This is a genomic window from Pseudoclavibacter sp. CFCC 13611, assembly GCF_008831225.1.
GTDB lineage: Bacteria > Actinomycetota > Actinomycetes > Actinomycetales > Microbacteriaceae > Pseudoclavibacter_A.
In genome coordinates, this window is the sequence record NZ_WBKE01000001.1 from 339,827 (window position 1) to 366,158 (window position 26,332).

The following is a 26,332-nucleotide window of genomic DNA, read 5'->3' on the forward strand; positions in this document are numbered from 1 at the left end:
CGTCTCGCAGGGCCGGCGCATCAGTGCCCGGCGCTCGCTGCAGAAATCGTACAACACGTACATGTTTATCTGCTGCGTCGTATACGTCGGTCAGTGAGAGCCGCGATGGGGCGTCGGGTGAGTGTGCAGACGGGGTTGTGTTGCAGGTCTGGACATCGCGTGCTATATGACGTATGCTGAATCTCTGCGCTCGACGGTGTCTTCTTCATGCCCGCATATGGCGGTGGGCAGGTGGTGTGTCATATTGCGGTCACATTGCACTCGATCCACGTCGGCTGCGGATACAGATTGTATCCCCGGTCGAGGTGTCGTATCGGTGTGGATGCTGGCGAGTCGCGGTCGAAGTCAATGAAACGACAAGCCCCACCAGGCTTTATTGGAGGAATCCCTTGGCTGCTGCGCGCAACGCATCCAACACCACCGTCAACTCTCAGGGCCGCAATTACAAGCGCCTCTCCTTCGCCAAAATCACCGAGCCGATCAACGTTCCCGATCTGCTCGCCCTGCAGACCGAGAGCTTTGACTGGCTGATCGGCAACGAGGGGTGGAAGAAGCGTCTGGCCGACGATCAGGCTGCGGGGCGTCACGACGTTCCGGTCAAGAGCGGCCTGGACGCGGTCTTCGAAGAGATCTCGCCCATCGAGGACAACCTCGAGAAGATGCACCTCAGTTTCGCCAACCCCACGCTCGAGCCGGTGCGCTACAGCATCGACGAGTGCAAGGAGCGCGGCAAGACCTACGAGGCTCCGCTCTACGTCGAGGCCGAGTTCATGAACTACGAGACCGGCGAGATCAAGACGCAGACGGTCTTCATGGGCAACTTCCCGATGATGACCCGCAAGGGCACCTTCATCGTCAACGGCTCGGAGCGCGTCGTCGTCTCGCAGCTGGTGCGTTCGCCCGGTGTGTACTTCGAGCGCCAGTTCGAGAAGAACTCAGACAAAGAGGTCTTCTCTGCTCGTGTGATTCCGAGCCGCGGCGCGTGGCTCGAGTTCGAGGTCGACAAGCGTGATCAGGTCGGCGTGCGCATCGACCGCAAGCGCAAGCAGTCGGTCACGGTGTTCCTCAAGGCTCTGGGGCTGACCGCCGAAGACATCCAGGCCGAGTTCGCCGGGTACGACTCGATTCTCTCGACACTCGAGAAAGACACCATCGCCACCAAAGACGAGGCTCTGCGCGACATCTACCGCAAGCTGCGCCCGGGCGAGCAGGTTGCCGCCGAGGCGGCCCGAGCCCTGCTCGACAACTTCTACTTCAACGACAAGCGCTACGACCTCGCCAAGGTCGGTCGCTACAAGATCGACCGCAAACTCGGCATCGATGCGCCGATCCAGCAGTCGGTGCTGACCGTCGAAGACATCGTCAAGACCATCAAGTACCTCGTCGCGCTGCACGCCGGTGAGGCGACGGTCGAGGGTGTGCGCGAGGGCAAAGAGGTCGAGATTCCCGTCGACGTCGACGACATCGACCACTTCGGCAACCGTCGCATCCGCGCCGTCGGCGAGCTCATTCAGAACCAGGTGCGCACCGGCCTCAGCCGCATGGAGCGCGTCGTTCGCGAGCGCATGACCACGCAGGACGCCGAGGCGATCACGCCGCAGACTCTGATCAACGTGCGCCCCGTCGTCGCTGCGATCAAGGAGTTCTTCGGAACCAGCCAGCTGTCGCAGTTCATGGATCAGAACAACCCGCTGGCCGGCGTCACGCACAAGCGTCGTCTTTCGGCGCTGGGCCCCGGCGGTCTGTCACGTGAGCGCGCCGGCGTCGAGGTGCGAGACGTGCACCCCTCGCACTACGGCCGTATGTGCCCCATCGAGACTCCTGAAGGCCCGAACATCGGTCTGATCGGCTCGATGGCGACCTTCGCCCGCATTAACTCGTTCGGGTTCATCGAGACCCCGTACCGCAAGGTCGAGAACGGTCGCCTGACCGACCAGATCGACTACCTCACCGCATCCGACGAAGACGAGTTCGTGGTCGCGCAGGCCAACGCGAACGTCGACGAGCAGGGCAACTTCATCAGCGACCGCGTGCTGGTGCGCCTCAAGGGCGGCGACGTCGAGCTGGTGCCGGCCGATCAGGTCGACTACATCGACGTCTCGCCGCGTCAGATGGTGTCAGTCGGTACGTCACTGATTCCGTTCCTCGAGCACGACGACGCGCACCGCGCCCTCATGGGTGCGAACATGCAGCGTCAGGCGGTGCCGCTGCTGCGCAGCGACAGCCCGCTGGTCGGCACCGGCATGGAGGCCTACACTGCGGTCGACTCCGGTGACGTCATCACCGCCGCACAGGGCGGCGTGGTCACCGAGGTCTCGGCCGACCTCGTCGTCGTCGAGAACGACGAGGGCGGGATCGACAGCTACCCGACGCGCAAGTTCGATCGTGCCAACCAGGGCACCTGCTTCAACAACCGCGTGCTGGTTCGCGAAGGCGACCGCGTCGAGGCCGGTCAGGTCATCGCCGACGGCCCCGCCACGCAGGGCGGCGAGCTCGCACTCGGCAAGAACCTGCTGGTCGCGTTCATGCCGTGGGAGGGTCTGAACTACGAGGATGCGATCATCCTCAACCAGAACCTGGTCAAGAACGACACGCTGACCTCGATCCACATCGAGGAGTACGACGTCGACGCTCGTGACACCAAGCTGGGCAAAGAAGAGATCACTCGCGACCTGCCGAACGTCTCGCAGGACATGCTCGCCGATCTCGACGAGCGCGGCATCATCCGCATCGGCGCCGAGGTTCGCCCCGGTGACATCCTCGTCGGCAAGGTCACGCCGAAGGGCGAGACCGAGCTCAGCGCCGAAGAGCGTCTGCTGCGCGCCATCTTCAACGAGAAGAGCCGTGAGGTTCGCGACACCTCGCTGAAGGTGCCGCACGGCGAGCGTGGCACCGTCATCGGCGTTCGTCTGTTCGACGCCGAAGAGGGCGACGACGAGCTCGGCAACGGCGTGAACCAGCGCGTGGTCGTGTACATCGCCCAGAAGCGCAAGATCACCGAGGGTGACAAGCTCTCAGGCCGTCACGGCAACAAGGGCGTCATCTCGAAGATCGTGCCCGCCGAAGACATGCCCTTCCTGCCCGACGGCACGCCGGTCGACATCATCCTGAACCCGCTGGGCGTGCCCGGCCGAATGAACTTCGGCCAGGTGCTCGAGCTCCACCTCGGGTGGGCTGCCAAGCAGGGCTGGAAGGTCGACGACAACGCCGAGTGGGCCAAGGAACTCCCTGAGCGCGCCCGTCAGGCCGAGCCGAACACGAAGGTCGCCACGCCGGTCTTCGACGGTGCGTCCGAAGACGAGATCTCGGGCCTGCTCGATTCGACGCTGCCGAACCGCGACGGCGATCGTCTGATCGACCACAACGGCAAGGTTCAGCTGTTCGACGGTCGTTCCGGCGAGCCGTTCCCCGACCCGGTGTCGGTGGGCTACATGTACATCCTGAAGCTGCACCACCTGGTCGACGACAAGATCCACGCGCGTTCGACGGGCCCGTACTCGATGATCACGCAGCAGCCGCTCGGTGGTAAGGCGCAGTTCGGCGGTCAGCGATTCGGCGAGATGGAGGTCTGGGCGCTGTACGCCTACGGCGCTGCGCACGCGCTGCAGGAGATGCTCACGATCAAGTCCGACGATGTCACCGGCCGTGTGAAGGCGTACGAGGCCATCGTCAAGGGCGAGAACATCCAGGAGCCCGGTATTCCTGAGTCGTTCAAGGTGCTCATCAAAGAGATGCAGTCCCTGTGCCTGAACGTCGAGGTGCTGAACTCGGCCGGCCAGGCCGTCAGCCTGCGCGACAGCGAGGATGACGCCTACAACGCCGTCGAAGAGCTCGGCATCAACATCTCGAAGCAGTTCGAGAACGGTCCGATCGACGAGATCTGACCCGGCTGATCAACAGACACACAGAGACTTCCAGAAAGAGAGACAAAGTGCTCGAGACTACGACTTTCGATGAGCTGAAGATCGGCCTGGCCACCGCAGACGACATTCGTCACTGGTCACACGGCGAGGTCAAGAAGCCCGAGACCATCAACTACCGCACGCTGAAGCCTGAGAAAGACGGCCTCTTCTGCGAGAAGATCTTCGGCCCGACCAAAGACTACGAATGCGCCTGCGGCAAGTACAAGCGCATCCGCTACAAGGGCGTCGTGTGCGAGCGATGCGGCGTCGAGGTCACGAAGAGCTCGGTGCGCCGTGAGCGCATGGGGCACATCGATCTGGCCGCCCCCGTCACGCACATCTGGTACTTCAAGGGCGTGCCCTCACGCCTCGGCTACCTGCTCGATATGGCGCCGAAAGACCTCGAGAAGGTCATCTACTTCGCCGCCTACATGATCATCTCGATCGACGAAGAGGGACGTCACGAAGACCAGGCCACTCTTGAGGCCGAGCTTCGACTCGAGGCTCAGGAGCTCGAACAGGCTCGTGAGTCCGAGATCGCCGAGCGCATGAAGCAGCTCGAGAACGACCTCGCCGCACAGGAGGAGTCGGGCGCGAAGGCCGACGCCAAGCGCCGTACGCGTGATGCCGGTGAGAAAGACATCGCCCGCATCCGCAAGTCGTTCGACGAGCAGATCGCTCGACTCGACCAGACTTGGGAGGTCTTCCGCAACCTCAAGGTCGGTCAGCTCCTTCCCGAAGACGCCGTGTACCACGAGCTCGAAGACCGCTTCGGCGAGTACTTCGAGGGGCACATGGGCGCCGAGGCGATCCAGCGTCGTCTGCAGGACTTCGACCTCGAGTCCGAGGCAGAGAGCCTGCGTCTGCAGATCGAAGAGGGCCGCGGTCAGAAGAAGATCCGCGCCATCAAGCGACTCAAGGTGGTCAGCTCGTTCCTGCACACCGGCACGTCGCCCGCATCGATGGTGCTCGACGTGGTCCCGGTGATCCCGCCGGAGCTGCGTCCGATGGTCCAGCTCGACGGCGGTCGCTTCGCGACGTCAGATCTCAACGACCTCTACCGTCGCGTGATCAACCGCAACAACCGTCTGCGTCGTCTGCTCGACCTCGGTGCTCCCGAGATCATCGTGAACAACGAGAAGCGCATGCTGCAGGAGGCCGTCGACGCACTGTTCGACAACGGCCGCCGTGGCCGCCCGGTCACCGGCACCGGCAACCGCGCCCTCAAGTCACTGAGCGACATGCTCAAGGGCAAGCAGGGTCGTTTCCGTCAGAACCTGCTGGGCAAGCGCGTCGACTACTCGGGCCGTTCGGTCATCGTGGTCGGCCCGCAGCTGAAGCTGCACCAGTGCGGTCTGCCGAAAGAGATGGCGCTCGAGCTGTTCAAGCCGTTCGTCATCAAGCGTCTGATCGAGCTGGGCTACGCGCAGAACATCAAGGCAGCCAAGCGTAAAGTCGAGCGTTCGAACCCCGACGTCTGGGATGTTCTCGAAGAGATCATCAAAGATCGGCCGGTGCTGCTGAACCGCGCACCTACGCTGCACCGTCTGGGCATCCAGGCGTTCGAGCCGCTGCTCGTCGAGGGCAAGGCCATCCAGCTGCACCCGCTCGTCTGCTCGGCCTTCAACGCCGACTTCGACGGTGACCAGATGGCCGTGCACCTGCCGCTGAGCGTCGAGGCGCAGGCTGAGGCCCGCATCCTGATGCTCTCGAGCAACAACATCCTCAAGCCGTCAGACGGCCGCCCGGTCACCCTGCCCTCACAGGACATGGTCATCGGTCTGTTCACGCTGACAGATCACATTGAGGGCGCTGCCGGCGAGGGACGTTACTACTCGTCGATCTCGGAGGCCATCCTGGCCCGCGACCTCGGCGACCTCGATCTGCACGCCAAGGTGCACATTCGCCTTGAGAACATCGCGTTCGAGCCGGGGAAGGAGCCGGAGGGCTTCGAGGCCGACAAGCCGTTCCTGCTCGAGACCACGCTGGGGCGCGCGATCTTCAACGAGCTGCTGCCCGACGACTACCCCTACTTCGAGGCACAGGCGGGCAAGGGCGAGCTGGCGCAGATCGTCACGAACCTCGCCGAGCGCTACCCGAAGGTGATCGTCGCCGAGACCCTCGACAAGATCAAGGACGCCGGCTTCCACTGGGCCGCTCGTTCGGGCGTCACCGTGGCGCTGAGCGACGTGGTGACTCCGGCCGAGAAGCCGAAGATCATCGCCGAGTACGAGAAGAAGGCGACAGAGGTTCAGGAACAGTTCGATCTGGGTCTGACGACCGAGATGGAGCGTCGCGCCGATCTGATCAAGGTGTGGACGGAGGCGACCGACAAGGTGGCCGACGCGATGAAGGCCTCGTTCCCGCGCGAGAACAACATCAACCGCATGGTCACCTCGGGTGCACGAGGCAACTGGCTGCAGATCCGTAACATCGCAGGCATCCGTGGTCTGGTGAACGACGCGAAGGGTGATATCTACCCCCGCCCGATTCTCTCGAGCTACCGAGAGGGTCTGTCGAACCTCGAGTACTTCATCGCCACGCACGGCGCTCGAAAGGGCCTCGCCGACACCGCTCTGCGAACGGCTGACTCGGGCTACCTGACTCGTCGTCTGGTCGACGTGGCACAGGATGTCATCATCCGCGAGGCCGACTGCGGTACGAAGAAGGGCATCGACGTCACCATTGCCAACGACGTCGACGGCACGCTGGTGCGTGACGAGAACGTCGAGAACTCGGTGTACTCGCGCACGCTGGCGACGGACGCCGTTGCGGCTGACGGAACGGTGGTCGCCAAGCGTGGCGCTGACGTCGGCGACGTGCTGATCGACGAGCTGATCCAGGCCGGCATCACGCAGGTCAAGGTTCGCTCAGTGCTGACCTGTGAGTCTGCGGTCGGTGTCTGCCAGGCCTGCTATGGTCGTTCGCTGGCCACCGGCAAGCTCGCCGACATCGGCGAGGCCGTGGGCATCATCGCAGCGCAGTCGATCGGTGAGCCCGGTACGCAGCTGACGATGCGCACCTTCCACACCGGCGGATCGGCTTCGGCCGACGACATCACTCAGGGTCTTCCTCGTGTGACCGAGCTCTTCGAGGCGCGTACCCCGAAGAACTCGTCGCCGATCTCCGAGGCCGACGGTCGTGTGCACATCGAAGACACCGAGAAGGGTCGTCGCGTCATCGTGACCCCCGACAACGGTGACGACGAGTTCGTGTACCCGGTGCTGAAGCGTGCCAACCTGCTGGTCGAAGAGGGGCAGCACGTCTCGCTCGGCGAACAGCTGCAGGCCGGCTCGCTCGATCCGAAAGAGGTCCTGCGCGTCAGCGGCATCCGTGCCGTCCAGCGTCTGCTGGTCGAAGGGGTGCAGGGCGTCTACCGGTCACAGGGTGTGCCGATTCACGACAAGCACATCGAGGTCATCGTGCGGCAGATGCTGCGCAAGGTCACTGTCGTCGAGCATGGAGCAACCAACTTCCTGCCCGGCGAGGTCGTCGACGTCGATGCCTACAACAAGGTCAACCGTCAGACGGTCGTCGAGAAGAAGCAGCCGGCAACCGGCCGTCGTGAGGTCATGGGCATCACGAAGGCTTCGCTGGCGACCGACTCGTGGCTGTCTGCGGCCTCTTTCCAGGAGACGACCCGCGTGCTCACGCAGGCCGCGCTCGATGGCAAGGCCGACCCGCTGGTGGGCCTGAAAGAGAACGTGATCATCGGCAAGCTGATCCCGGCCGGCACTGGCCTGAACGTCTACCGCGACGTCAAAGTCGAGCCGACCGAAGAGGCTCGTGCCGAGCGTTACCCGAACCGTCTGTTCAACGATTCGGTCGATTTCAGCCAGGGCGATCTGGGCTTCACCGATCTCGAAGACTTCGGGAACTTCGAGCCCGGAACGTACAACTAGGCGATACCGGCTCGATCGGTTGTCTCGTCGCCGCTGCCCACCCCGGGCGGTCGACTGAGACGGCTCGGTAATGCGCCGTGACGAAGAGGGCCGCATGCAGTTCTTCTGCATGCGGCCCTCTTCGTCTTTCGGCCCGTCTCGTTCTGTCCCGCAGCGCTGTTGGACCAAGTGCGGCATGGTGCCGCCACGATCGCGCACTGTTTGCCTGAACAGCGCTGTCGGTGTCGCAGCAGTGCCGTCGCTGCGGGAACGCCTGAGGCGAGGTGGGGGCGCAGACCGTGCAGCAAGGAGCGTGAAGAAGGATGCCGGGAGAGCATCCCGCGAGACAGAACGCCGACACCCGCCGCGCCAGCCGACGCCATGAGAACTCGGCACTACGCTGTAGATGATCATGACCAAGAGGGAACAGAGCACACCGGCAAAGACGCCCGACTCGGGATCGGCGAACACAGCTGACGTCCGGCGAAGCGGAACGCAGAGCTCCGCCGCACGAGCGACTGTGCATTCGGCATCGGCACCGCGGCGGCCGTCTGCTCCCTCGACCATTTCTGCTTCGTCCCAGACCTCGGCGAAACCGGTGAGAAAGCCCTCCTCTCGTCGCGTCCAACGGCCGACCGGTGCACCGGATGCGGCGCCGAAGTCTGCAGAGTCGAAATCATCCTCGACGAAGAGCCCAGCCCAGAAGACCGGGCCCGTAACCGCACCCGCACGCAGGCACGAAATCGAACCGCAGCATTGGCGTCCCGCTCCGGTGAAGAGCCGCGCCCCAGCCGCTCAGCGGCCTGCACCGGCCGTACCACGACCTTCAGCACCGGCCGAGCGGCAGGCGCAGACCGCACCGCACCGCACAGCATCCGCGCAGCCGCAGCCGCAGCCGCAGCCGCAGCCGCAGCCGCTGTCGGGCCCGGACCCACAGCCACAGCCGCCTGTTCCGCGGGCTCAGCCACCAGCTCCCCACACACCGTCGGCACCTCAGACGCCGATGCGCCCGACGCTGCCGGCAGCGCAAGCCGCTGCCCGAGCGCGGAAGACTCATGTCTCGCCGTCTCAAACGCCGACGCCGCAGAGCAGCCCCCGGCAGAGCAGCCTTCAGCGGGCCCAATCGCCAAAGGGCCAGCACCAGAAGACTCAGGGCCAGAAGACTCAGAACAAGAAGACTCAGAGTCAGAAGGCTCAGACACAGCGTCCAGAGGCAGATCAGCCGCAGCCCGCTCCCAGACGACGCCTCGGAGCCCTTGACGGACTTCGCGCGATCGCCGTGCTCGCGGTCATCGTCTATCACCTCGACACCTCGTGGCTGCCGGGCGGATATCTCGGCGTCGACGTGTTCTTCGTGCTCAGCGGCTTTCTCATCACCTCGGGTCTCGTTCGCGACCACGACGACCGAGACGGCATCAGCCTGGGCAGATTCTGGGTGCGGCGCCTTCGGCGGCTGATCCCCGCTCTCTGGGCGATGGTGCTCGTCTGTACGGCGGCGCTCGCTCTGTTTCCGCCCGACCTGCGCGCCGCGCTCGGCAGGCAGCTTCTCGGTGCGTTCACCTACACGTCGAACTGGCTGTCGATCGGCGCACACGACTCATACTTCGCCAAAGACACGCCGCTCGCCTTCGTTCACCTCTGGTCGCTCGCGATCGAAGAGCAGTTCTACCTGGTGTGGCCGCTGCTGCTCTTCGGCGTGCTTGCGGTGCGCCGCGCGGGCCGAGTGACCGTCGCCCTCGCACTGGCCATCGCATCAGGGGCGGGCATGGCGCTCATGTACGTTCCCGGCGCCGATCCGAGCCCCGTCTACTTCGGCACATTCACTCACCTCTTCGGGCTGATGCTCGGAGCCGCGTTCGCCTTCGCGCGACCCCTCTACAGCACCAGAGGGCTGGGCCAGCTCGGGGCGAGGCGTCCGCTGGCGGCGGGCGTCGTCAATGTCATCGCGCTCGTATCGCTCGCCGTGCTCGGCCTCGCCTTCGCACTGCTCGGCGACCAGCTCCCGTTCACCTATCAAGGTGGCATCTTCTTGGTCTCAGCGCTCGTCGTGGTCGCCATCGCTACGCTCGGCGACCAGCGATCGGTCGTCACCAAGGTGCTGCAGACGGCACCGTGCCGCCTGATCGGCCGGCTGTCGTATGGCATGTACCTGTGGCACTGGCCGGTCATCATCATGGTGCGTCATCTCGTCGGCGGCAGGGGAGAGCCGCTGCCAACCGCCCTGGTCGTCGTGATCAGCCTCGGTCTGACGACGCTCGCCAGCTGGCTCAGCTACCGCTTCGTCGAGCAGCCGATTCTGCGGCTCGGCTTTCGACAGTCCGTCAAAGCTGTGCACGCCCGCCTGGTCGAGACCGGGGGGATGCGTCGGCACGTCGTGCCGATCGGTGCGGCGGCGATCGTCAGCGTTCTCTGTGTCGTCTCTCTGATCAGCGCGCCTGACCGGTCGACGGCCCAGCAGTATGTGGAGGACGGGGCCGTATACGCCAACGCCGCTTCGGCGAAAGCGCCTGCGATCGATCCTCACGGTGCGCCGCCAGCCGAGCCGCTCTTCCCCTCGACACAGCCCATCGCGCAGATTCACGGCACCGACATGATCGCCGCCGGAGACTCAGTGATGCTCGCCAGCGCGCGTCAGATCACCGAGAGCTACCCAGGCATCCTCATCGACGCTCAGGTGGCCAGGCAGAGCGGAGACACCTTCCACGCCGCCCGTCAACTGCTCGCCGACAACCCAGATCGTCGCGTGCTCGTCGTGCATGCCGGTACCAACGGAGGCATCGACGCCGGCGCGCTCGAAGACCTCGTGACCTGGGCCGGGCCGAACCGGCGCATCGTGCTGGTCGACATCTTCGCGGCGCGCAGCTGGGAGCAGCCCGGCAACGCGACGCTGGAGTCGGTCGCGGCGCAGCATCCGCAGACGGTCGCCGTGGCCCACTGGCACGCGGCCGTCCAAGACCACGTCGACGAGCTGGCCGGTGATCAGATCCATCCCGGGGATGCCGCCGCCGGCAGGTACGTCGCATCGGTGACGGATGCGCTCGGCCGGCTGGGTGTGACCGTCGTCGGCTGATCGGGCGGCCGCGACACTGGGGCCGGCCCAACTGCTCGCCATGCGTCGAGTGCCGCTAGGTGGGATACTGAGCAGTGGCGCATTCTCAGCGCCGCACCAGAGTCACGAGCAAGGGGAAGAATGAGCAAGGGCAAACTGCCGAAGAAGGTCTATGAGTCAGAGCTGCGTCGTCTGCAGGCCGAGCTCGTGAACCTGCAGCAGTGGGTGAAGACGACCGGTGCGCGCGTGCTGATCATCTTCGAGGGGCGTGACGCCGCAGGCAAGGGGTCTGCGATCAAGCGCATCACCGAATACCTCAACCCGCGCTCGGCGCGCGTGGTGGCACTGCCGGCTCCGAGCGAGCGTGAGCAGACGCAGTGGTACTTTCAGCGCTACATCGAGCATCTGCCCGCCGCCGGTGAGATCGTGCTCTTCGACCGGTCGTGGTACAACCGTGCCGGCGTCGAACGCGTGATGGGCTTCTGCACTTCTGAGGAGTACCGTCGGTTCCTGCACCAGACGCCCATCTTCGAGCGACTGCTCGTCGAAGACGGCATTCTGCTCTTCAAATACTGGTTCTCGGTCAGCGACGTGGAGCAGGAGAAGCGGTTCCGCTCGAGGCTCAACGACCCGATGCGTCGCTGGAAGCTCTCTGACATGGACCTGCAGTCGATCACTCGGTGGGAGGACTACTCGCGTGCCAAAGACGAGATGTTCGTGCACACCGACATCCCCGAGGCACACTGGTACACGGTCGAGAGCGAGGACAAGAAGCGCTCGAGACTCAATGTGATCCACCACCTGCTCAGCTCGATTCCCTACACGGTGCAGGAGCCGAAGCAGATCGTGATTCCCGATCGGCCTGAGCGAGCCGGCTACGAGCGGCCTCCGCGCGAAGAGAACATCTATGTTCCGGACTTCGCCCAGACGCTCGTCGACCGGGCTGAGAACGAGTCATCGGGCAAGAAACACACCGGCAAAGACAAATGACCGACATTTGACGCGCCTAGGGTGTATTGACTAAGCTCAGTCGATGGCGCATTAGTGGTGTGCCAAGAGAGTTCAGATGTTCGCGCGGGTCAGCAGTGAATGCCGGACTCGCCGCATCGTGAAGATGTCGACTCGACAGAGTTTGCGCCGCAGTGCGCGTCAGACGTAGAGAGCAACGAATACAAGGAGAAGTTGTGCCAACAATTCAGCAGTTGGTTCGCAAGGGGCGCAAGCCGAAGGTGACCAAGACCAAGGCTCCGGCCCTGAAGTCGAACCCGCAGCAGCGCGGCGTGTGCACTCGTGTGTACACGACCACCCCGAAGAAGCCGAACTCGGCACTGCGTAAGGTCGCACGTGTCAAGCTCAGCAACGGCATCGAGGTCACCGCGTACATCCCGGGTGAAGGCCACAACCTCCAGGAGCACTCGATGGTGCTCGTCCGCGGCGGTCGTGTGAAAGACCTCCCCGGCGTCCGTTACAAGATCGTCCGCGGTGCGCTCGACACCCAGGCAGTCAAAGACCGTCAGCAGGCTCGCAGCCGCTACGGAGCGAAGAGAGAGAAGAAGTAATGCCACGTAAGGGTCCCGCTCCCAAACGTCCCGTCGTCGCCGATCCGGTCTACGGCGCTCCCGTCGTCACGCAGCTGGTCAACAAGATCCTGCTCGACGGCAAGAAGGGCCTCGCCGAGAACATCGTCTACGCCGCTCTCGAAGGCACGCGTGAGAAGAACGGCGAAGATCCGGTCGCCACGCTGAAGAAGGCGCTCGACAACGTGCGCCCCACGCTTGAGGTTCGTTCACGCCGCGTCGGCGGTTCGACCTACCAGGTGCCGGTCGAGGTCAAGCCTCACCGCGCCAACACGCTGGCTCTGCGCTGGCTCGTGACCTACGCTCGCCTCCGCCGCGAGAAGACCATCACCGAGCGCCTGACCAACGAGATCCTCGATGCGTCGAACGGTCTCGGTGCCGCGGTCAAGCGCCGTGAAGACACGCACAAGATGGCCGAGTCGAACAAGGCCTTCGCACACTACCGCTGGTGATCATGGCTGTCGGCGGCCGAGGCATGGAGTCTCGGCCGCCGACAGATCATTGCTCTCGACATCAAACACTCTTCACACACTCTCTCGGAAGGAACCATCGTGGCGCTCGAAGTGCTCACGGATCTCAAGAAGGTTCGCAACATCGGCATCATGGCTCACATCGATGCCGGTAAGACCACCACCACGGAACGCATCCTGTACTACACCGGTATCACCCACAAGATCGGTGAGACTCACGATGGCGCTTCTCAGATGGACTGGATGGATCAGGAGCAGGAGCGCGGCATCACCATCACGTCTGCCGCGACCACGTGCTTCTGGCACGACAACCAGATCAACATCATCGACACCCCCGGACACGTCGACTTCACCGTCGAGGTCGAGCGTTCGCTGCGCGTGCTCGACGGCGCCGTCGCCGTCTTCGACGGCAAGGAAGGCGTCGAGCCGCAGTCTGAGACCGTGTGGCGTCAGGCTGACAAGTACGACGTGCCGCGCATCTGCTTCGTCAACAAGATGGACAAGCTCGGCGCTGACTTCTACTACACCGTGCAGACCATCAAAGATCGTCTCGGTGCTCGTCCGCTCGTGATTCAGCTGCCGATCGGTGCCGAGAGCACCTTCGAGGGCGTCGTCGACCTGGTCGAGAACCGTGCTCTGACCTGGCGCGGCGATGTCGAGCTCGGCACGCACTACGAGATCGAAGAGATCCCCGACGATCTCAAAGAGAAGGCCACCAAATACCGCGAAGAGCTGGTCGAGGCCGTGGCCGAGACCGACGATGCGCTGCTCGAGAAGTTCCTCAGCGGCGAAGAGCTCACCATCTCCGAGATCAAGGCAGGCATTCGCAAGCTGACGATCTCGAGCCAGGCCTACCCCGTGCTCGCCGGCTCGGCGTTCAAGAACAAGGGCGTCCAGCCCATGCTCGACGCGGTGGTCGACTACCTGCCGTCGCCGCTCGATGTGCCCGACATGGTCGGCTATGTTCCCGGCCATGAAGACGAGCAGATCACTCGCAAGCCTGAGGCCTCCGAGCCGTTCGCGGCGCTGGCGTTCAAGGTCGTGGCGCACCCGTTCTACGGTCGTCTCACCTACATCCGCGTCTACTCGGGGCATGCCAAGTCGGGCGAGCAGGTGCTCAACTCGACCAAGGGGCGCAAAGAGCGCATCGGCAAGCTCTTCCAGATGCACGCCAACAAAGAGAACCCGGTCGAAGAGATCACTGCCGGACACATCTACGCGGCGATCGGTCTGAAAGACACCACCACCGGCGACACGCTGAGCGACATCCACAACCCGGTCGTGCTCGAGTCGATGACCTTCCCGGATCCGGTCATCTTCGTGGCCATCGAGCCCAAGACGAAGGCCGACCAGGAGAAGCTCGGCATCGCGATTCAGAAGCTCGCCGAAGAAGACCCGACGTTCAAGGTCAGCCTCAACCCCGAGACCGGTCAGACCGAGATCGGCGGCATGGGTGAGCTGCACCTCGACATTCTGGTCGACCGCATGAAGCGCGAGTTCAAAGTCGAGGCGAACGTGGGCAAGCCTCAGGTCGCCTACCGCGAGACGATTCGCAAGACCGTCGAGAAGTACGACTACACCCACAAGAAGCAGACCGGTGGTTCAGGTCAGTTCGCCAAGGTGCAGATCAAGCTCGAGCCTATGGAGGTCGAGGGCGACAACACGTACGAGTTCGTGAACGCCGTCACCGGCGGACGCGTTCCTCGCGAGTACATCCCCTCAGTCGACGCGGGCATCCAGGACGCCATGGCGTCGGGCATCATCGCCGGTTACCCGGTCGTCGGTGTCAAGGCCTCGCTGCTCGACGGCCAGTACCACGACGTCGACTCGTCTGAGATGGCGTTCAAGATCGCCGGTTCGATGGCCTTCCGCGAGGCGGCAAAGCTGGCCAAGCCGGTTCTGCTCGAGCCCGTCATGGCTGTCGAGGTGCGCACGCCCGAGGAGTACATGGGCGATGTCATCGGTGACCTGAACTCACGTCGCGGCCAGATCCAGTCGATGGAGGACGCCACCGGCGTCAAGGTCATCAAAGCGAACGTTCCGCTCTCTGAGATGTTCGGCTACGTCGGCGACCTGCGGTCGAAGACCCAGGGTCGTGCGATGTACTCGATGCAGTTCGAGACGTATGCCGAGGTGCCTCGCGCCGTGGCAGACGAGATCGTCCAGAAGTCAAAGGGCGAATAAAGCTTGGGGTCTCGCGGCACGGTGCTGGTTACGGCACCGTGCCGTAGGCTGTAAGATAGGTAAGTACGCAAGAATCAAATCGTAGGTAACTCTCCGAGACAGAATCGGGTTGAGCCAACTACATGAGAGTCCTGAGGAGGACCCACAGTGGCGAAGGCAAAGTTCGAACGGACAAAGCCCCACGTCAACATTGGCACGCTTGGTCACGTCGACCATGGTAAGACCACGTTGACGGCGGCGATCACCAAGGTGCTGCACGATAAGTACCCCGATCTCAACCCGTTCACCCCATTCGATCAGATCGACAACGCTCCTGAAGAGCGCCAGCGCGGCATCACGATCAACATCTCGCACGTCGAGTACCAGACCGAGAAGCGTCACTACGCACACGTTGACGCCCCCGGCCACGCCGACTACATCAAGAACATGATCACCGGTGCTGCTCAGATGGACGGCGCGATCCTCGTGGTCGCTGCGACCGACGGCCCCATGCCCCAGACTCGCGAGCACGTGCTGCTCGCTCGCCAGGTGGGCGTGCCGTCGATCCTCGTCGCTCTGAACAAGACCGATATGGTTGACGACGAAGAGATCCTCGAGCTCGTCGAGGAAGAGGTCCGCGACCTCCTCGAGAGCCAGGACTACGATCGTGACGCTCCTGTCGTGCGCGTCTCGGCGCTGAAGGCGCTTGAGGGCGACGAGAAGTGGGCTGCCACTGTGGCCGACCTCATGGACAAAGTTGACGAGTACATCCCGGATCCGGTGCGCGACACCGAGAAGCCGTTCCTGATGCCGATCGAGGACGTCTTCACGATCACCGGTCGTGGCACCGTCGTCACCGGCCGTGTTGAGCGTGGCATCATCCACATCAACGAGGACGTCGAGATCGTCGGCATCCAGGAGGTCACTCAGAAGACCACCGTCACCGGCATCGAGATGTTCCGCAAGCTGCTCGACGAGGGTCGTGCGGGCGAGAACGTCGGCCTGCTGCTTCGTGGCACCAAGCGCGAGGACGTCGAGCGCGGCCAGGTTGTGGCCAAGCCCGGTTCGGTTACCCCGCACAAGGAGTTCGAGGGCAGCGCCTACATCCTGACCAAGGATGAGGGCGGCCGCCACAACCCGTTCTACTCGAACTACCGTCCGCAGTTCTACTTCCGCACCACGGACGTCACCGGCGTCATCACGCTGCCTGAGGGCACCGAGATGGTCATGCCCGGTGACACCACCGACATGAAGGTTGATCTGATTCAGCCTGTCGCCATGGAAGAGGGCCTGCGCTTCGCCATCCGTGAGGGTGGACGCACCGTTGGCGCCGGCACGGTGACCAAGATCATCAAGTAGTCCTCACAGACCGCTTGTCTGAAAGACCCCGGAGAGATCCGGGGTCTTTCTGCGTGTTCGGGCGAATCTGTAGAGTTGTCTGCAACGGGCCCCTACCGGTGAGGCCCAACGAGAAAGGGATCCGCCATGGGACTCGAAGATCTGGTGAACAAGGCGAAGAACGCTGCTGGCGGCGTCGCGGGGCAGGCCGGAGGGCTTGCCGACAAGGCGAAGCAGGCGATGCAGAGCGACAAGGCCGAAGAGATCTCAGACTCGCTGCTCGACAAGGCGGCCGATCTGGCGAACAAGGTCACCGGCGAGAAGTTCTCGGATCAGGTGCAGCAGGCCCGTGACGCCGCGGACAAGACGATCGGCAACGAGTGACCTGTCGCCCGTGAACGAATCGAGCGTCTGACAGAGCTCTCTTCTGATGTGTCGACACGAGTCGTCGGCAGCAGGGCGCGAGCATGAAGGCGGGAACCCACTCATGGGTTCCCGCCTTCATGCGTCCTGCCACAGACACAGTGTGTCGGACGCGGACTGCGTGGAGACTACTTGAGCTGCGCTCGAGCGTCCTTGACGTTGAGCACGACGCGGCCGGTGATCTTGCCTGCGCGCATCTCGTCGAACACCTCGTTGATCTCGCTGAGCGGTCGCTCGGTCGCGATCGTGTGCACCTTGTCGCGCGCGGCGAAGTCCAGCGCGTTGGCGAGATCGAGGCGCGTGCCGACGATCGAGCCACGCAGAGTGATGCCGCGCAGCACGGTGTCGAAGATGTTCACCGGGAAGTCGCCGACGGGCAGACCGTTGATCGCGACGGTGCCTCCTCGACCCACGATGTGCATGGCCTGCTCGAACGCGATGTTGCTCGGTGCGGTGACGAGCACGCCCTGGGTGCCGCCCAGCTCGTTCTGCAGCACCTCGACCGGATTCTGCTCGCGGGCATTGACCGTGATCGAGGCGCCGAGCTCCTTCGCCAGCTTGAGCTTGTCGTCGCCGACGTCGACCGCAGCCACGTTGAAGCCCATGGCGACCGCGTACTGTACGGCGAGGTGACCCAGGCCGCCGATGCCGCTGATGGTCACCCAGTCGCCGGCCTTCGCATCCGTCGACTTCAGGCCGCGGTAGACGGTCACGCCGGCGCAGAGAATCGGGGCGATCTCGATCGGATCGACCCCATCTGGGATCTTGCCGACGTAGCGTGAGTCGACGATCATGTACTCGGCGAAGCTGCCGGCCACCGCGTAGCCGCCGTTGACGACGTCGGGGCACAGGTTCTCGTCGCCCGCGAGGCAGTACTTGCACTCGCCGCAGGCGCTCCACAGCCATGCGTTGCCGACGCGATCGCCGACCTTCACGTTCGTGACGTCGGGCCCGACCGACACGACCGTGCCGTGGCCTTCATGACCGGGGATGAGCGGGAGATTGGGCTTGACCGGCCAGTCACCCTCGACCGCGTGCAGATCGGTGTGGCAGACGCCCGTGTAGTCGACTTTGACCAGGGCCTGATACTGACCGGGTTCCGGAATCGGCACCTCTTCGATGCTGAGACGGTCTCCGAAGTTGTGTTGGACGGCAGCGAGCATGGTGTCAGACATGTGTGGCTCCTTCTTGTGTGGTTGTCGTCGCCCCGCTGGAGGCGCCGCATTCTCGTGGCGAACCACAAGATTCGGCCAGCCTATGAATGGTCTCCTCAATGTGGCAAGTGAAACGTCTGATGATATTCTTTGGCTTGTGACCGCCCAGAATTCCTCAAGTTCAGATACCCTCGCAGACAGCGCACTCAGCCCGTACGACGCCATCCTGCTGCTCTCGTACGGCGGCCCGAACAAACAGGAGGACGTCCTCCCGTTTCTGCGCGACGTGGTCTCTGGAAAGAACATCCCGGACTCGCGGCTCGAAGTGGTCGGCGAGCACTATCGTCTCTTCGGCGGCCGCAGCCCGATCAACGGCGAGAACCTCAGACTCATCGCCGATCTGCGCGCCGCCCTCGACCGCCGAGACATCGACACCCCGATTCTCTTCGGCAACCGCCACTGGAATCCCTACACGGTCGACACGCTGCGCACCGCAATCGCCTACGGTGCCCGTCGCATCCTGGTGGTCATCACCGCCGCGTACATCTCGTACTCGGGTTCGCGACAGTACCGTGAGCACCTGGCTGAGACGATCGCCGCGCTCGAAGCCGAGACGGGTGTGCGACTCGACGTCGACATCCTGCGTGCGTTCTACAACGATCAGGCCTTCGTCGACGCCAACGTCAACGCAGTGCGCGAGGCAGCCAGCGAACTGCCCGTCGGCCAGCCGCTGCACATCGCCTATGTGACCCACAGCATCCCTGAGACGATGAACGAGGCCAGCGGCGCCACAGGACCGACCTACCTTGAGCAGCACCAGCTGGTCGCCGCCGAAGTCACTCGGGCGGTCGAAGGCGAGTTGGGCGACCGTCTGCTCGGCACCTCGCTGTCGTTCTGCTCGCGGTCGGGCAGTCCGCACCAGCCGTGGCTCGCTCCCGACATCAGCGATCGGCTCGACGAGCTCAAAGCGCAAGGCGTGCAGAACGTCGTGATCGCACCCATCGGCTTCATCGCAGACCACATGGAGGTCGTCTTCGACCTCGACACCGAGGCCGCAGCGCACGCCGACGAGATCGGCCTCGAGATGCGTCGTGCGACCACGGCAGGACATCGCCCCGAGTTCGTCGAGGGCCTCGCCGAGCTGATGATCGAGCGCGCAGCGGTCGAACGCGGCCATGGCACACGACGTCCGGTCATCGGATCGCATCCGATGACGCCTGATGTGGCACCGCCGAACAGCTGCCGTCAGCGCGCCGGCGTGGTCACCGGTCTGCCGGTCGTCGCGGGCGACGACGACTGACGCGACCGGTCGCACACTGAGCACAGACATCCACGAGGCACAGAGCAGAAGAGGCACTGAGAACGATGACCGCAGACAATGCGAACCAGAGCACGACGAACAACGCCACCGCCAAGGTGGAACGCCCGAACGTGGCGAAGCCCGAGAGCTTCGCGCAGAAGGCCGAGCGCATCAACTCGACTGTGACCTACACACAGTGGGCGGTGTTCACCGTCGATGAGCCGTTCGACGAGGATGCTGCTGTGCGTGCGGCTGCCGCGCGTGAGACGCTGGAGGCGCTCGACGAGATCGAGGGCCTCACTGTGCGTGGGTTCTATGACGTCGCCGGATACCGTGCTGAAGCCGACCTGATGTGCTGGTGGTACGCCGAGAGCCCTGAGACGGTGCAGCGCGCCTATCACCGCTTTCTCACCACGCCGCTCGGACAGCACCTGTCGCCGTACTGGTCGAACGTCGCCGTGCATCGTCAGGCGGAGTTCAATCCGCGGCACATCCCGGCGTTCCTGGCAGGGGAGCAGCCCCGCGACTACCTCTGTGTGTACCCGTTCGTGCGCTCCTACGAGTGGTACCTGCTGCCCGATGAGGAGCGCTCGACGATTCTGCGCGAGCACGGGCAGTATGCGGTCGACTACCCCGACGTGCGTGCGAACACCATCGCGTCGTTCGGGCTCGGTGACTACGAGTGGATTCTGGCGTTCGAGGCCGACGAGCTGCACCGCATCGTCGATCTGATGCGTCATATGCGCGGCACGAAGGCACGTCTGCATGTGCGAGAAGAGACGCCGTTCTTCACCGGCCCCCGCGTCGAGCTCGAACAGTGGGCCGGGCTGGTGGCCACCGGTCGCTGAGCGTGAAGGGCGTCCGCCGGCGGGGTGACGGCGCGAAGCCCGGGTGCCGGTTCCAGGGCGTCGGGAAGGCGCCCGCAGCGACTCGCCTAGGGCGACACGCCCGGGTTGCTTAATGGTCCAACTCTGTGGCAAACTTGTTCAGTTCCAGAAATTCCGCGTTCGCGCGGATCACTGCCAGTATGTGTCGGATCTGAGATTCGGCCGCTTGCAGCAGAACACGTCGGTAAGAACAGTGCGTCCAGCCGTGAACAACGGCAGTGATGCGGTTTTTGCCGTTGAGACCTCACAACACGACAAGAGTTCGGGTGCCTGCGTGCCCGCCCCTCGGTCGTTGTGGGGGAGTTCACACAGGCAGTGGACGCAGCTTTGACAGAAGAACAGTGGTGCGTGAATGAGCGAGAGCTCACAAGCGTCCTGACGGAGTCAAGGCGTCAGGCAGACACAGAACAGTGTCGGCGAGACGTCGAGACCTCGGAAGCAAGGTCGGCACAATTGCCGAAACGATGAAGGCAGTATTGCCTTGGAATGAAGATGGGAGTCAGCGATGGCGGGACAGAAGATCCGCATTCGACTGAAGTCGTATGACCACGAGGTGATCGATTCCTCTGCACGCAAGATCGTCGACACGGTGACCCGTGCCGGTGCGACAGTGGTCGGCCCGGTGCCGCTCCCCACTGAGAAGAACGTGATCGCTGTGATCCGTTCGCCGCACAAATACAAGGACAGCCGTGAGCACTTCGAGAAGCGCACCCACAAGCGCCTGATCGACATCGTCGATCCGACGCCGAAGGCTGTCGACTCGCTGATGCGTCTCGACCTTCCTGCTGACGTGAACATCGAGATCAAGCTCTGAGGAACACGAGAGAATGACTACTGAAACCAAGACCCGCAAGGGCCTGCTGGGCATCAAGCTCGGCATGACCCAGGTGTGGGACGAGGAGAACAACCTCGTGCCCGTCACCGTCGTCGAGGCCACGACCAACGTCGTGACCCAGATTCGCGACGCCGAGCGCGACGGCTACCAGGCCGTCCAGATCGCCTACGGGCAGATCGACCCGCGTAAGGTCACCAAGCCTGCTGGCGGTCACTTCGCCAAGGCAGGCGTGACCCCGCGTCGCCACCTCGTCGAGGTGCGCACCAACGACACCGATCAGTACAGCATCGGTCAGGAGCTCACCGTCGAGCAGTTCGAAGCCGGCCAGAAGGTCGACGTCGTCGGCACCAGCAAGGGCAAGGGCCTCGCAGGTGTGATGAAGCTGCACAACTTCCGTGGTGACAACGCATCGCACGGTGCGCACCGCAACCACCGCAAGCCGGGTTCGATCGGTGAGGCCTCGACGCCGTCGCGCGTCTACAAGGGCCTCAAGATGGCTGGCCGCATGGGAGCCGAGCGCGTGAGCGTTCAGAACCTCAAGGTGCAGGCCATCGACGCCGAGAACAACCTGCTGCTCATCAAGGGCGCAATCCCCGGCCCCAAGGGCCAGGTCGTGTTCGTCCGCAACGCTGTGAAGGGGGCCTGACCATGGCTGCCACCAAGATCGATGTGCTGACCGCCGAGGGCAAGAAGTCCGGCAGTGTCGAGCTGCCCGCCGATCTCTTCGACGTGCAGCCCAACGTGCCGCTGATCCACCAGGTCGTCGTCGCACAGCTGGCCGCCGCCCGTCAGGGCACCGCCAAGGTGAAGAACCGTGGCGAGGTCTCAGGCGCAGGCCGCAAGCCGTTCAAGCAGAAGGGCACAGGTAACGCCCGACAGGGTTCGATCCGTGCTCCGCACATGACCGGCGGTGGCATCGTCCACGGGCCGGTGCCGCGCGACTACACGCAGCGCACCCCGAAGAAGATGATCGCCGCAGCTCTGCGCGGTTCGCTCAGCGACCGTGCTCGCAACGGCCGCGTGCATGTGATCACCGACGTCGTCTCAGGCGAGACACCGTCGACGAAGGCAGCGAAGGCTGTGCTCGCACAGTTCGCCGCCGACGCAAACATCCTGCTCGTCGTCGATCGCACCGATGAGCTCACGATCAAAAGCGTGCGCAACCTGCAGAACGTGAACAGCCTCGACGCCGGCCAGCTCAACGCCTATGACGTGCTGGTCGCCGACGACGTCGTCTTCACCAAGCAGGCCTTCGAGCAGTTCGTCGGCCGCGCCGCGCAGAAAGGTGATGCAGCATGACTGAGCTCAACAAGCACACACACGACGTGGTGATCAAGCCCATCGTCTCTGAGAAGAGCTACAACCTCATCGACCAGGGCAAGTACACGTTCGAGGTCGCTCCTGACGCCAACAAGACCGAGATCAAGCAGGCCATCGAGGCCATCTTCAACGTCGAGGTCGATCAGGTTCGCACCCTCAACCGTCAGGGCAAGACCCGTCGCACCCGCACCGGAACCGGCAAGCGCAAAGACACCAAGCGTGCCATCGTGTCGCTGAAGTCGGGTTCCATCGACATCTTCTCGGCAGCGAACTAGGTCGGGGAAAGGCTAAGAATCATGGCTATTCGCAAGTACAAGCCCACGACCCCGGGTCGTCGCGGTTCATCGGTGGCTGACTTCGCCGAGATCACCCGCTCGACGCCCGAGAAGTCGCTGCTGCGGCCGCTCTCGAAGACCGGCGGTCGTAACTCGACCGGTCGCATCACGACGCGTCATCACGGTGGCGGACACAAGCGCCAGTACCGCGTGATCGACTTCCGTCGCGCGGACAAAGACGGCGTCGTTGCCAAGGTCGCTCACATCGAGTACGACCCCAACCGCACCGCACGTATCGCGCTGCTGCACTTCATCGATGGAACCAAGCGCTACATCCTGGCTCCGAACAAGGTCAAGCAGGGCGACGTCATTGAGTCCGGCGCCAGCGCCGACATCAAGCCCGGCAACAACCTGCCGCTGAAGAACATCCCGACCGGTACCGTGGTGCACGCCATCGAGCTGCGTCCCGGCGGCGGAGCCAAGCTGGCCCGTTCGGCCGGTTCGAGCGTTCGTCTGGTCGCGAAGGACGGCGCCTACGCACAGCTGCGTCTGCCCAGCGGTGAGATCCGCAACGTCGACGCCCGCTGCCGTGCCACGATCGGCGAGGTCGGCAACGCCGAGCAGTCGAACATCAACTGGGGCAAAGCTGGTCGTAACCGCTGGAAGGGCATCCGCCCGACGGTTCGTGGTGTCGTGATGAACCCGGTCGACCACCCGCACGGTGGTGGCGAGGGTCGCACTTCGGGTGGTCGTCACCCGGTCAGCCCGTGGGGTCAGCCTGAAGGCCGTACCCGCAAGCCGAACAAAGCCAGCGACAAGCTCATCGTGCGTCGTCGCCCGTCGAGCAAGAAGCGCAAGTAGGAGATAGACAAGAATGCCACGCAGTCTGAAAAAGGGCCCCTTCGTTGACGAGCACCTGCTTCGCAAAGTTCTCGCTCAGAACGAGGCCGGCACGAAGAATGTGATCAAGACCTGGTCACGCCGTTCGCTGATCATTCCGGCGTTCCTCGGCCACACGATCGCCGTTCACGACGGTCGCAAGCACGTCCCGGTGTTCATCACCGAGGCGCAGGTCGGCCACAAGCTCGGCGAGTTCGCGCCGACGCGCACCTTCCGCGGTCACGAGAAGGACGACAAGAAGGGCCGCCGACGCTGAGGCGTCGGCAGCTCCTGAAAGAGAGGTCATGATGGTAGAAGCAACCGCGCGTCTGCGTCATATCCGTGTTACGCCTCAGAAGGCCCGTCGCGTCGTCAACTTGGTTCGCGGCAAGCAGGTCAACGAGGCTCTGGGAATTCTGAAGTTCGCCCCGCAGGGTGCTTCGGAGCCGGTCTACAAGCTCGTCGCATCGGCCGTCGCCAATGCGCGAGTCAAGGCAGAGGCTTCGAACAGCTTCCTCGACGAGGACGAGCTCTACATCGCCGAGGCGTATGTCGACGAGGGCCCGACCCTCAAGCGCATCCGTCCCCGCGCTCAGGGCCGTGCCTATCGGGTGCTGAAGCGTACGAGCCACATCACTGTGGTCGTCGCCACGCCTGAAGAGGCAGCTGGGGCAACCGAGGCATCAGCGAAGAAGGAGAGCAACTGATGGGTCAGAAAGTCAACCCTTACGGCTTCCGTCTGGGCATCACCACTGACCACGTGTCACGGTGGTTCTCCGACTCGAACAAGCCTGGTCAGCGTTACAAGGACTATGTCGCCGAGGACGTCAAGATCCGTCACTTCCTGACAGAGAACCTTGACCGCGCCGGCATCGCGAAGATCAACCTGGAGCGCACCAAGGATCGCGTGCGAGTGGACATCCACACCGCGCGCCCTGGTATCGTCATCGGGCGTCGCGGCGCTGAGGCTGAGCGCATCCGCGGCGATCTCGAGAAGCTCACCGGCAAGCAGATTCAGCTGAACATTCTCGAGGTCAAGAACCCCGAGGCATCGGCTCAGCTGGTCGCTCAGGGTGTCGCAGAGCAGCTCGCTGCTCGCGTCGCGTTCCGTCGTGCCATGCGCAAGGGCCTGCAGGGCGCCATGCGCGCAGGCGCCAAGGGTGTTCGCATCCAGGTGGCCGGTCGTCTGGGCGGCGCCGAGATGAGCCGTTCCGAGTTCTACCGCGAGGGTCGTGTGCCGCTGCACACGCTGCGTGCGAACATCGACTACGGCTTCTACGAGGCACGTACCACCTTCGGCCGCATCGGCGTGAAGGTCTGGATTTATAAAGGCGAGATCACCGATCGTGAGCTGGCGAGCCTCGAGGCTTCGCGTCCCAGCCGCGGTGATCGTTCCCGCCGAGCCCCTCGCGGCCAGCACGGCCAGCAGAAGGATGCTCCGGTGGCAGCAGGAGCGGAGGCGTAGAACATGCTCATCCCACGTAAGGTCAAGTACCGCAAGCAGCACCACCCCAAGCGCTCAGGGCGTTCGAAGGGTGGCAACGAACTGGCATTCGGCGAATACGGCGTTCAGGCTCTCGGCCCCGCCTACATCACCAACCGTCAGATCGAGGCCGCTCGTATCGCCATGACGCGTTACATCAAGCGTGGTGGCAAGGTCTGGATCAACATCTTCCCGGATCGCCCGCTCTCGCAGAAGCCGATCGGAACCCGAATGGGTTCTGGTAAGGGCTCGCCCGAGTTCTGGGTCGCCAACGTCAAGCCCGGGCGTGTGCTCTTCGAGCTGAGCGGTGTTAGCGATGAGATCGCTCGCGAAGCGCTCACTCGTGCCATCTACAAACTTCCAGTCAAGGCGCGCATCATCAAGCGCGAGGAGGGTGACGCATAATGCCGATCGGATCCAAAGACCTCGCTGTCGACAAGCTCGAGACGCTCGAAGAGGCTGCCCTGGCAGCCGAGCTGAAGAAGGCCAAAGAAGAGCTGTTCAACCTGCGCTTCCAGTCGGCCACCGGTCAGCTCGCTTCGGGATCGCGTGTTCGCGCCGTCAAGCGCGACATCGCACGCATCTACACCATCATCCGTGAGCGCGAGCTCGGCATCCGCCAGCAGCCCGCCCCGGCTCCGGCCGAGAAGGCGTCGAAAGCCAAGGCCAAGACGTCGAAGAAGGCCGCCAAGACTGACGAGGAGGCTCAGGCATGAGCGAGAACAAGCAGGAGTCGCCTGTCGCCGAGGAGCGCGGGTACCGCAAGAGCCGTCGCGGCTACGTGGTGAGCGACAAGGGCGACAAGACCATCACCGTGGTCGTCGAGGATCGTGTCAAGCACGCCCTCTACGGCAAGGTCATGCGCAAGTCGTCGAAGGTTCGCGTGCACGACGAAGAGAACGCCGCTGGTGTTGGCGACCTCGTTCGCATCGACGAGACCCGTCCGCTGTCCGCCACCAAGCGCTGGCGCCTGGTTGAGATTCTGGAGAAGGCCAAGTAGGCCTGAACCTACCCAAGGAGAATTCACATGATTCAGAACGAATCGCGACTGAAGGTTGCCGATAACACCGGCGCCAAGGAGTTGCTGACGATTCGTGTGCTGGGCGGTTCGAACCGTCGGTATGCAGGTCTCGGCGACACCATCGTGGCGACCGTCAAGGATGCGATCCCCGGTGGCGGTGTGAAGAAGGGTGAGGTCGTCAAGGCCGTCATCGTTCGCACTGTCAAAGAGACGCGTCGTCCGGACGGCTCGTACATCAAGTTCGACGAGAACGCCGCAGTGCTCCTCAAGGGCGACGGCGAGCCTCGTGGTACGCGTATCTTCGGCCCCGTCGGCCGTGAGCTGCGCGACAAGAAGTTCATGAAGATCGTTTCACTGGCACCGGAGGTGATTTGA

General features: G+C 63.6%; 24 protein-coding genes. 23 read left to right on the forward strand and 1 reads right to left on the reverse strand.

The genetic code is table 11. The features are described from left to right. Positions 1-389: 389 nt before the first annotated feature. From F8O08_RS01470 to F8O08_RS01510, 9 genes are all read left to right on the forward strand, one after another. Positions 390-3,884, forward strand: coding sequence for a DNA-directed RNA polymerase subunit beta (locus F8O08_RS01470; protein ID WP_158042363.1), 3,495 nt, complete (start codon positions 390-392; stop codon positions 3,882-3,884). A gap of 47 nt (positions 3,885-3,931) precedes the next feature. Continuing rightward, entirely contained in the window at positions 3,932-7,804 is a 3,873-nt protein-coding gene (locus F8O08_RS01475) for a DNA-directed RNA polymerase subunit beta' (protein ID WP_158038453.1), read from the forward strand. 982 nt (positions 7,805-8,786) lie between these two features. Continuing rightward, on the forward strand, positions 8,787-10,853 hold the full coding sequence (locus tag F8O08_RS01480) for an acyltransferase family protein (protein ID WP_225733527.1): 2,067 nt from the start codon (positions 8,787-8,789) through the stop codon (positions 10,851-10,853). 120 nt (positions 10,854-10,973) lie between these two features. Then, positions 10,974-11,822 carry a polyphosphate kinase 2 gene (gene ppk2 / locus F8O08_RS01485; protein ID WP_158038451.1) on the forward strand — a complete coding sequence of 283 codons (849 nt, stop codon included), beginning with the start codon at positions 10,974-10,976 and terminating at the stop codon, positions 11,820-11,822. 194 nt (positions 11,823-12,016) lie between these two features. After that, complete coding sequence (rpsL, locus tag F8O08_RS01490) at positions 12,017-12,391, forward strand: 30S ribosomal protein S12 (protein ID WP_158030733.1); 375 nt, start codon at positions 12,017-12,019, stop codon at positions 12,389-12,391. Beyond that, positions 12,391-12,861 (forward strand): 30S ribosomal protein S7, encoded by a 471-nt coding sequence (rpsG, locus tag F8O08_RS01495; RefSeq protein ID WP_158030734.1) that lies wholly within the window; start codon positions 12,391-12,393, stop codon positions 12,859-12,861. The genes rpsL and rpsG overlap by 1 nt, the downstream gene beginning before the upstream one ends. A gap of 99 nt (positions 12,862-12,960) precedes the next feature. After that, complete coding sequence (fusA, locus tag F8O08_RS01500; protein ID WP_158042365.1) at positions 12,961-15,063, forward strand: elongation factor G; 2,103 nt, start codon at positions 12,961-12,963, stop codon at positions 15,061-15,063. A gap of 147 nt (positions 15,064-15,210) precedes the next feature. Then, positions 15,211-16,401 carry an elongation factor Tu gene (tuf, locus tag F8O08_RS01505; RefSeq protein WP_158030736.1) on the forward strand — a complete coding sequence of 397 codons (1,191 nt, stop codon included), beginning with the start codon at positions 15,211-15,213 and terminating at the stop codon, positions 16,399-16,401. A 126-nt stretch (positions 16,402-16,527) separates the two neighbouring features. After that, on the forward strand, positions 16,528-16,764 hold the full coding sequence (locus F8O08_RS01510) for an antitoxin (RefSeq protein ID WP_158038449.1): 237 nt from the start codon (positions 16,528-16,530) through the stop codon (positions 16,762-16,764). 167 nt (positions 16,765-16,931) lie between these two features. Here the strand turns inward: F8O08_RS01510 and adhP are convergent, their stop codons facing one another. After that, on the reverse strand, positions 16,932-17,978 hold the full coding sequence (gene adhP / locus F8O08_RS01515) for an alcohol dehydrogenase AdhP (protein ID WP_192496617.1): 1,047 nt from the start codon (positions 17,976-17,978) through the stop codon (positions 16,932-16,934). 136 nt (positions 17,979-18,114) lie between these two features. Between adhP and F8O08_RS01520 the strand changes: the two genes are divergently transcribed. From F8O08_RS01520 to rplN, 14 genes are all read left to right on the forward strand, one after another. Further along, positions 18,115-19,257: a ferrochelatase gene (locus F8O08_RS01520; RefSeq protein ID WP_225733528.1), complete on the forward strand. Its 1,143-nt coding sequence runs from the start codon at positions 18,115-18,117 to the stop codon at positions 19,255-19,257. A 65-nt stretch (positions 19,258-19,322) separates the two neighbouring features. Further along, entirely contained in the window at positions 19,323-20,105 is a 783-nt protein-coding gene (gene hemQ, locus F8O08_RS01525) for a hydrogen peroxide-dependent heme synthase (protein ID WP_158030739.1), read from the forward strand. A gap of 544 nt (positions 20,106-20,649) precedes the next feature. Next, positions 20,650-20,958 carry a 30S ribosomal protein S10 gene (gene rpsJ / locus F8O08_RS01530; protein WP_028245927.1) on the forward strand — a complete coding sequence of 103 codons (309 nt, stop codon included), beginning with the start codon at positions 20,650-20,652 and terminating at the stop codon, positions 20,956-20,958. A 13-nt stretch (positions 20,959-20,971) separates the two neighbouring features. Further along, the gene (gene rplC, locus F8O08_RS01535) at positions 20,972-21,625 is read left to right on the forward strand and encodes a 50S ribosomal protein L3 (RefSeq protein WP_158030740.1); all 654 of its coding nucleotides are present in this window, start codon (positions 20,972-20,974) and stop codon (positions 21,623-21,625) included. 2 nt (positions 21,626-21,627) lie between these two features. After that, a complete protein-coding gene (rplD, locus tag F8O08_RS01540) occupies positions 21,628-22,278 on the forward strand; it encodes a 50S ribosomal protein L4 (RefSeq protein ID WP_158042367.1) in 651 nt (216 codons plus the stop codon). Continuing rightward, a complete protein-coding gene (gene rplW, locus F8O08_RS01545; protein ID WP_158030742.1) occupies positions 22,275-22,574 on the forward strand; it encodes a 50S ribosomal protein L23 in 300 nt (99 codons plus the stop codon). Before rplD ends, rplW begins: the two co-directional genes overlap by 4 nt. Before the next feature lie 21 nt (positions 22,575-22,595). Then, entirely contained in the window at positions 22,596-23,435 is an 840-nt protein-coding gene (gene rplB / locus F8O08_RS01550; RefSeq protein WP_158030743.1) for a 50S ribosomal protein L2, read from the forward strand. A gap of 13 nt (positions 23,436-23,448) precedes the next feature. After that, a complete protein-coding gene (gene rpsS / locus F8O08_RS01555; RefSeq protein ID WP_158030744.1) occupies positions 23,449-23,730 on the forward strand; it encodes a 30S ribosomal protein S19 in 282 nt (93 codons plus the stop codon). A 31-nt stretch (positions 23,731-23,761) separates the two neighbouring features. Beyond that, positions 23,762-24,160, forward strand: a complete 399-nt coding sequence (rplV, locus tag F8O08_RS01560) for a 50S ribosomal protein L22 (RefSeq protein ID WP_158031768.1) — start codon at positions 23,762-23,764, stop codon at positions 24,158-24,160. Beyond that, positions 24,160-24,918 (forward strand): 30S ribosomal protein S3, encoded by a 759-nt coding sequence (gene rpsC / locus F8O08_RS01565; protein ID WP_158030745.1) that lies wholly within the window; start codon positions 24,160-24,162, stop codon positions 24,916-24,918. The genes rplV and rpsC overlap by 1 nt, the downstream gene beginning before the upstream one ends. Positions 24,919-24,921: 3 nt before the next feature. After that, positions 24,922-25,341 carry a 50S ribosomal protein L16 gene (gene rplP / locus F8O08_RS01570; RefSeq protein ID WP_158030746.1) on the forward strand — a complete coding sequence of 140 codons (420 nt, stop codon included), beginning with the start codon at positions 24,922-24,924 and terminating at the stop codon, positions 25,339-25,341. Continuing rightward, positions 25,341-25,652 carry a 50S ribosomal protein L29 gene (gene rpmC / locus F8O08_RS01575; protein ID WP_158030747.1) on the forward strand — a complete coding sequence of 104 codons (312 nt, stop codon included), beginning with the start codon at positions 25,341-25,343 and terminating at the stop codon, positions 25,650-25,652. The genes rplP and rpmC overlap by 1 nt, the downstream gene beginning before the upstream one ends. Continuing rightward, complete coding sequence (gene rpsQ, locus F8O08_RS01580; protein WP_158030748.1) at positions 25,649-25,936, forward strand: 30S ribosomal protein S17; 288 nt, start codon at positions 25,649-25,651, stop codon at positions 25,934-25,936. The genes rpmC and rpsQ overlap by 4 nt, the downstream gene beginning before the upstream one ends. A 27-nt stretch (positions 25,937-25,963) precedes the next feature. Continuing rightward, positions 25,964-26,332 carry a 50S ribosomal protein L14 gene (gene rplN, locus F8O08_RS01585; RefSeq protein ID WP_158030749.1) on the forward strand — a complete coding sequence of 123 codons (369 nt, stop codon included), beginning with the start codon at positions 25,964-25,966 and terminating at the stop codon, positions 26,330-26,332.